The following is a 6,904-nucleotide window of genomic DNA, read 5'->3' as shown; positions in this document are numbered from 1 at the left end:
GCCGTCCGCAGGGCGAAGGGGGCCAGGTGACTCGGATACATCAGACCCGGGAGGTATGCGAAATGCAGATCGCCGAAACGGTGCTGTGTGTCCTGCGCGAGCCGTCTGAATCGCTCACGCCGTAGTCACTGGAGAGCCGGATGACCGGGAAACCGTCATGTCCGGTTCGGCGGGAGGCCGCGCGGAACAGGACCCGCCCTCGCGGCGAGCACCTCGCCGCGCGGCCGACCCAACCTCCTGGCTGCACGGCTTCCGCCGCCTGCGCATCCGCTGGGAAACGACGCGACGACATCCATGAAGCCTTCCTCGGACTCGCCGTCTGCCTGATCACCCACCGTTCGTCGTTCCCGACTCTGGCAAGCGCCGACCCAGCGGATTTCGCTACTCCGAGGCGTCTGCCCGGTCGACGGAGGCCTCTGGTCCACGCTGGAAGGCACGGCTGAAGTGCTGGCCGGAGCTGCCGACGGGCAGGAGGTCCGGACGTTTGGCGACGCGACCGTCTCCGGAGGAACGCCCACGCGCGCGTCTGCCGATCCACGGACCGAGGAATCCGGCGACCCAACGCACCTCGGCTGACGCGGCACGCAAGAGTCGTGCCCGACCGACAGGCAGGACAGGCAACGAGTGCGTCCAGGAGTCGTCGGTGTCCGGCAGGTTGAGCGAGTGAGCGAGCGCCGCCGCGATCCGCTGGTGGCCGAGTGGGCTCGAGTGGAGGCGGTCGTGACTCCACAGGCGTGGATCCGTGGCCACCGGATACGGGGTGACGTCGGCGACGACGACACCATGCCGGTGCGCCGCCGCGCGAACGCGATGGTTCAGCGCCTCAAGACGCGGCCGGAGCGGACGGGCCAGTGGAGTGAGGCGCGTGATGTCGGGAATGGTGAGCGTCGCCACGCGCGCCCCCTGGCCGGTGAGCGCGGCGAACATCGCCTCCAGATGCGCGGCCACCTCATCCGGATCGAAGCGGGGGCGCAGCATGTCGTTGACTCCGGCCACGACCGTCGCGAAGTCCGGCCGCAGCGCAAGCGCCGCGGGCAACTGCTCCGCGTGGACCTGACCGGCCAGACGGCCCCGTACTGCGAGATTGGCGTACCGAAGCTGCGGGCTGTGCCGAGCCAGGTGCTCGGCGAGCCGGTCGGCCCACCCTCGCAGGCCTGTCACATCGTCGCCGTCGCCGACCCCTTCGGTGTGACTGTCACCCAGGGCCACGAAGCGCAGATAGCGGGTCTCAGTGCCTGACATGAGCGGCTGGCTCCTTATTGCGATCTCCGGAAGAGCCACCACTCTAGTCAATTTTTTGAGTACTGGTCTTGGCGCGCTGGCCGATCCTGCGCAACGCCATGTCGCCCCACTGGAGGTCCTCCCGCTCGAACGACATCCCGCGTAGCAGAGTGAGGTACGGGCCGATACGCTCGGCTTCGGCGAAGTACGCCTCCTCTGAGTGGCCGCCCAGCAGTCGTTGCCAGATTCTCTCGTAGCGGGCCAGCTTGGCCGTGGCCCATCCCATTCCACGCGTTCAAGGACGGCGGCGCGCACCGCCTCGACACCGCCGACGTTCGCGCATTGCACCTTGACCAGCAGCTCGTTGCAGATGACCGCTGGCCGACCCGGCGGCTCGGTCGTGTATGCGCGCACCGCCTCCCGCCCAGCCTCCGTCAGGGAGAACAGCCGTTTGTTGGGACGATGCCGCCGCTCGAAGCTCAAGCGCCTCGACCGCGGCACCCACCGTAGTCGGTCGCGGCGTGTCGAAGGGAACGCAGGCCCGTGACGGCGCAGCGCGGGTCGGGTGCGTAGGTGGGCGCTCCGGTAAAGGCCCAACGCTCCGGGGCAATGGTGTCGCCCCAGACCGAACGACAGATGATGCCGGACGTTCATCCGGTGCGGGCGCACATCCGCTCCGGATCGTCCGACACGCTGGGATCCGAACCCGTACCCATTAGCATCAACAGCAGCTGCGCACAGGCCGTCGCGCCCGAGCGGCATGCGATATGCGTGCCGCGGGAGTGCCGGTGTGGATGACCGTGATCGAGACCGTCCCGCAGGCTCTGGACGCGCCGGAGCGCCTGTTCAACGAGGTGCTCGACAGCAGCGTTCCTGATTGGCTCTACGTGGCTCGGGATCTGTGGTCGGGACCTCTTCCCGACGTTGCCGCCAGTGTGGCGGTTCCGATCTGGCGCGATCCCTGGATGGTGGTCGGCAGCTCCACTTCCACGGGCGACCTGCTGCGCCGGGCCGGCCTTGGCAATGCCTTCGCGGACCATCCGGACCGGTACCCGACGCTGGCGCTGGACGAGTCGGCGCAGCGAGACGTGGACATGGTTCTCCTGCCTGATGAGCCGTATGTGTTCAACGAGGACGACGGCCCCGAGGCCTTCCCGCACACCGACCCAGCTGGTCAGCGGTCGGCTGATCACCTGGTACGGGCCGTCCTTGGTGCCCGCTCACGCCATGCTGACCGAGCTCGTCGCTAGCTTGTGAGTCGGCTCTGATGTGAGGCTGCTCACGTACGCGCAGAGTCGTGCTTCACGCTGCCCCGGCTTCCGGTCATTTACTAGGACGTCCTAGTATCTCGACTGTCGACTTCCATGACCATCCTCCTGACCCTCCGGGAAGGCTCTCATGAGCGATCTGCACCGTCCTGCGCATCCCGTCCGGCTGGTCACCGCCTCGGCGTTGTTCGACGGGCATGACGCCTCGATCAACATCATGCGGCGCATCTTCCAGTCCCAGGGCGCCGAGGTGATCCACCTCGGCCACAACCGCTCCGTGCGGGAGGTCGTCGACGCGGCCCTCGAAGAGGACGCCCATGGCGTGGCGGTCTCCTCCTACCAGGGCGGGCACGTCGAGTACTTCGAGTACCTGGTCCAGTCGCTGTGTGAGCAGGGGGCGGAGCACGTGCGGGTGGTGGGCGGCGGTGGCGGGGTCATCGTTCCCGAGGAGATCGCCCGGCTGCGGGAGAGCGGGGTGACCATCTTCTCCCCGGAGGACGGGCAGCGGATGGGGCTGGCCGGGATGGTCAACACGGTCGTGCGGGACTGTGACTTCGACCTGTGGGACGCCAGGCCGGCCGACGTCGCCGCAGTCCTGGCCGGTGACCGTTTCGCCGTCGCCCGTGCCGTCACCGGCGCCGAACTCGGCAAGCTGGACACGGAGTTCCTGGGGCAGCTGCGCGCCGTGGCCACCGCCCGGACCGTGCCGGTGCTGGGCATCACCGGCACCGGCGGCTCCGGGAAGTCCTCCCTCACCGACGAGTTGGTGCGCCGCTTCCGCGTCGACCAGCAGGACAAGCTGCGGATCGCGGTGATCGCCGTCGACCCGACCCGCCGCCGCGGCGGGGGCGCCCTGCTCGGTGACCGCATCCGGATGAACTCCCTGGACGGCAACCGGGTGTTCTTCCGCAGCCTGACCACCCGCGGCAGCCGCGAGCTGCCCGAGCACCTCTCCGACGTGATCGACGTCGTGAAGGCCGCAGGGTTCGACCTGGTGATCGTGGAGACGCCGGGCATCGGCCAGGGCGACGCGGCGATCGTGCCGTTCGTCGATGCCTCGCTGTATGTGATGACGCCGGAGTTCGGCGCTGCCTCCCAGCTGGAGAAGATCGACATGCTCGACTTCGCCGACGTGGTGGCGATCAACAAGTTCGAGCGGCGCGGCGCGAAGGACGCGATGCGGGACGTGGGCCGTCAACTGGTCCGCAACCGTGAGGCGTTCGGCAAGCGGCCGGAGGACATGCCGGTCTACGGCACCTCCGCGGCGACCTTCAACGACGACGGCGTCACCGCCCTGCACCAGCACCTGAAGACCGTCCTGTCCGAGAAGGGACTGCCGCTGGTCGAGGGCACGCTGGCACCGGTCGACGTACGGCACTCCTCCGGCATCCGCCAGGTGGTCCCCACGGACCGGGTGCGCTACCTCGCCGAGATCACCGACGCCGTCCGCGCCTACCACGCCACCACCGATCAACTCGCCGACGCAGCACGGCGGGTGCAGCGCCTGGTGGCGGTCGAGGGAGAGCTGCTCGACGCTGGCCTGGACGCCGAGGATGTACGGTCACTGCTGGCCCAGGCGCGGCGGCAGCTGCCGTACGAGATCACGGAGCAGATCCAGAACTGGCCCGCGGTCGTGGCCGCCTACTCCGGTGACGAGCAGGTGGTGAAGGTGCGGGACAAGGAGATCCGCACCAAGCTCACCCGCGAGTCGCTGTCCGGCAACAAGATCCCCCGCGTCGCCCTGCCCCGCTTCACCGACCACGGCGAACTCGTACGGTTCTGGCGCACCGAGAACCTCCCCGGCCGATTCCCCTTCACCGCCGGGGTGTTCCCCTTCAAGCGCGACGGCGAGGACCCTACGGCCGCGACCCCGACGAACGCCCCGACATCTACGGCAAGGTCGGCACCTCCGGCGTCTCGGTGGCCACCCTGGAGGACATGAAGGCCCTCTACGACGGCTTCGATCTCGTGGCACCCATCACCTCGGTCTCCATGACCATCAACGGGCCCGCGCCCACCATCCTGGCCTTCTTCCTCAACACGGCGATCGACCAGCAGACCGAGAAGTTCCGAGCCGCCGAGGGCCGCGACCCGTCCCCCGAGGAAGCGGCCGAACTGCGCGCGCAGGCGCTGGAGAACGTGCGCGGCACCGTGCAGGCCGACATCCTCAAGGAGGACCAGGGCCAGAACACCTGTCTGTTCTCCACCGAGTTCAGCCTGCGGATGATGGCCGACATCCAGGAGTGGTTCATCCAGCAGCGGGTCCGCAACTTCTACTCGGTGTCCATCTCCGGCTACCACATCGCCGAAGCGGGCGCGAACCCCATCAGCCAGCTCGCCTTCACCCTCGCCAACGGCTTCACCTACGTCGAGGCCTACCTCGCCCGCGGCATGAAGGTCGACGACTTCGCGCCCAACCTGTCGTTCTTCTTCTCCAACGGCATGGACCCCGAGTACTCCGTGCTGGGCCGGGTCGCCCGCCGCATCTGGGCCGTGGCGATGAAGGAGAAGTACGGCGCCAACGAGCGCTCGCAGAAGCTGAAGTACCACGTCCAGACCTCCGGACGCTCCCTGCACGCCCAGGAGATGGACTTCAACGACATCCGCACCACCCTCCAAGCCCTCATCGCCATCTACGACAACTGCAACAGCCTGCACACCAACGCCTACGACGAGGCCGTCACCACCCCCACCGAGGACTCCGTCCGCCGCGCACTGGCCATCCAGCTGATCATCAACCGGGAATGGGGCCTAGCCATGAACGAGAACCCCCTCCAAGGCTCGTTCATCATCGACGAACTCACCGACCTCGTGGAGGAGGCCGTACTCCAGGAGTTCGAGCGGATCAGCGAGCGCGGCGGAGTGCTCGGGGCCATGGAGACCGGCTACCAACGCGGCCGGATCCAGGACGAGTCGATGCTGTACGAGCAGCGCAAGCACGACGGCACCCTGCCCATCATCGGCGTCAACACCTTCCGCAATCCGCACGCGGACGCCGCCGAGCCGGGCGCCATCGAGCTGGCCCGCGGCACCGGAGCGGAGAAGCAGTCCCAGCTGGCGCGGGTCCGCGACTTCCAGGACCGCCACCAGGAGCCGGCCCATGCCGCCTTGTCCGCTCTCAAGAAGACGGCCATGGAGGGCGGCAATGTCTTCGCCGTTCTCATGGACGCCGCCCGGGTCTGCTCGCTGCAGCAGGTCACCGACGCCTTCTTCGAGGTCGGCGGTCAGTACCGACGCAACGTCTGAACCGACCCACAACACAGCTACTGACAGGAGCTCAGATGACCACCGTTACCCGCCTCGGCGTCGTCGGATGCGGCCTCATGGGCTCAGGCATCGCCGAAGTCGCCGCACGCCGCGCCATCGACGTCCGCGTGGCCGAGGCCACCCCCGAGGCCCTGGAGGCCGGCCGCCGCCGCATCATCGCCTCCCTCGACCGCGGCGTCCAGCGCGGAAAACTCAGCGAACAGCAGCGCGAGCAGGCCCTGGCCCACCTCTCGTTCACCCACGATCTCAGCGACCTGGCCGACCGCGAATTCGTCATCGAGGCCGTCGCGGAAAACCGCGACATCAAGACCGACGTCCTCACCGCCGTCGACAAGGCCCTCGAGGACCCGACGGCGATCCTCGCCACCAACACCTCTTCCATCCCCATCGTCGACCTCGCCGTCAACACAGAACGGCCGGGGCGGTTCATCGGCATGCACTTCTTCAACCCCGTGCCGGTGCAGCAGCTGGTCGAGGTCATCCCCGCACTGACCAGCAGCCCGGAAACCGTGGAGTGTACGCGTGAGCTCGTCGGGCAGCTCGGAAAGAAGGCCATCCAGGCACCGGATCGCTCCGGATTCGTCGTCAACGCGCTCCTCGTGCCCTACCTGCTCAGCGCGGTACGGATGGTGGAGTCGTCAGCCGCACGCCCCGACGACATCGACCGGGGCATGGAGCTCGGCTGCGCACACCCCATGGGGCCGCTGCGCCTGCTGGACCTGATCGGCCTCGACACGGCCCAGGCCGTCGCCGAATCGATGTACGCCGAGTTCAAGGAGCCTCTTTACGCCCCGCCCGCCCTGCTGCGCCGCATGGTCGCCGCCGGCCACCTCGGCCGCAAGAGCGGCCGCGGCTTCTACTCCTACGACGATTGAACCCGGGCGAGCGTGCCGACCGGGGCAGGCGGTGGGTCACGCGCCTTGGTCGGGTCCCGCCATGCCGCTGTCACCGTGGGTGTGGTGGCACTGCGACGCCCGGAGGGCAGTCTCCCTGTCGGGATGGACGGCGAAGGGGCCTTGCCCCAAGGCCGGGTAGTTAAGGGATTTTCGCTGGTGGCAAGGGGTTTATGAGGTGCCTCGGCTGGTGTAGGCGGCGGGTCCGGTTTTGTGGATGTGTCCGTTGCGGGCCCATCGGTCGAGTTGTCGGCG

The 6,904-nt window shown here is 68.2% G+C and carries 3 protein-coding genes and 2 pseudogenes; 3 read left to right on the top strand and 2 right to left on the bottom strand.

Going from position 1 to position 6,904, the window contains the following annotated elements; translation table 11 throughout:
* Positions 1–381: 381 nt before the first annotated feature.
* Complete coding sequence (locus JF597_RS51215) at positions 382–1,242, bottom strand: SGNH/GDSL hydrolase family protein (protein ID WP_294013406.1); 861 nt, start codon at positions 1,240–1,242, stop codon at positions 382–384.
* A gap of 43 nt (positions 1,243–1,285) precedes the next feature.
* Positions 1,286–1,695 (bottom strand): annotated as a pseudogene (locus JF597_RS51210) (PadR family transcriptional regulator); the annotation flags it as partial.
* A gap of 320 nt (positions 1,696–2,015) precedes the next feature.
* Between JF597_RS51210 and JF597_RS51205 the strand changes: the two are divergent.
* The 3 genes and pseudogenes from JF597_RS51205 to JF597_RS51195 all read left to right on the top strand — a co-directional run bounded on the left by JF597_RS51205 (position 2,016) and on the right by JF597_RS51195 (position 6,631).
* The gene (locus JF597_RS51205) at positions 2,016–2,471 is read left to right on the top strand and encodes a helical backbone metal receptor (protein WP_294013404.1); all 456 of its coding nucleotides are present in this window, start codon (positions 2,016–2,018) and stop codon (positions 2,469–2,471) included.
* 148 nt (positions 2,472–2,619) lie between these two features.
* Positions 2,620–5,735: pseudogene (locus tag JF597_RS51200) on the top strand (methylmalonyl-CoA mutase family protein).
* 35 nt (positions 5,736–5,770) lie between these two features.
* Complete coding sequence (locus JF597_RS51195) at positions 5,771–6,631, top strand: 3-hydroxybutyryl-CoA dehydrogenase (protein ID WP_294013401.1); 861 nt, start codon at positions 5,771–5,773, stop codon at positions 6,629–6,631.
* The last annotated feature ends 273 nt before the right edge of the window (positions 6,632–6,904 follow it).

This window comes from Streptomyces sp., assembly GCF_019510245.1.
In the GTDB taxonomy this organism is placed as follows: Bacteria; Actinomycetota; Actinomycetes; order Streptomycetales; family Streptomycetaceae; genus Streptomyces.
Note: the sequence above shows the minus strand (reverse complement) of the source record. Positions and strands in the feature narration are given on the sequence as shown.

Excerpts from the sequence above, each read along its gene's own strand:
- JF597_RS51215 (WP_294013406.1), bottom strand. The coding sequence starts at position 1,242 with ATGTCAGGCACTGAGACCCGCTATCTGCGCTTCGTGGCCCTGGGTGAC.
- JF597_RS51205 (WP_294013404.1), top strand. The coding sequence starts at position 2,016 with ATGACCGTGATCGAGACCGTCCCGCAGGCTCTGGACGCGCCGGAGCGC.
- JF597_RS51195 (WP_294013401.1), top strand. The coding sequence starts at position 5,771 with ATGACCACCGTTACCCGCCTCGGCGTCGTCGGATGCGGCCTCATGGGC.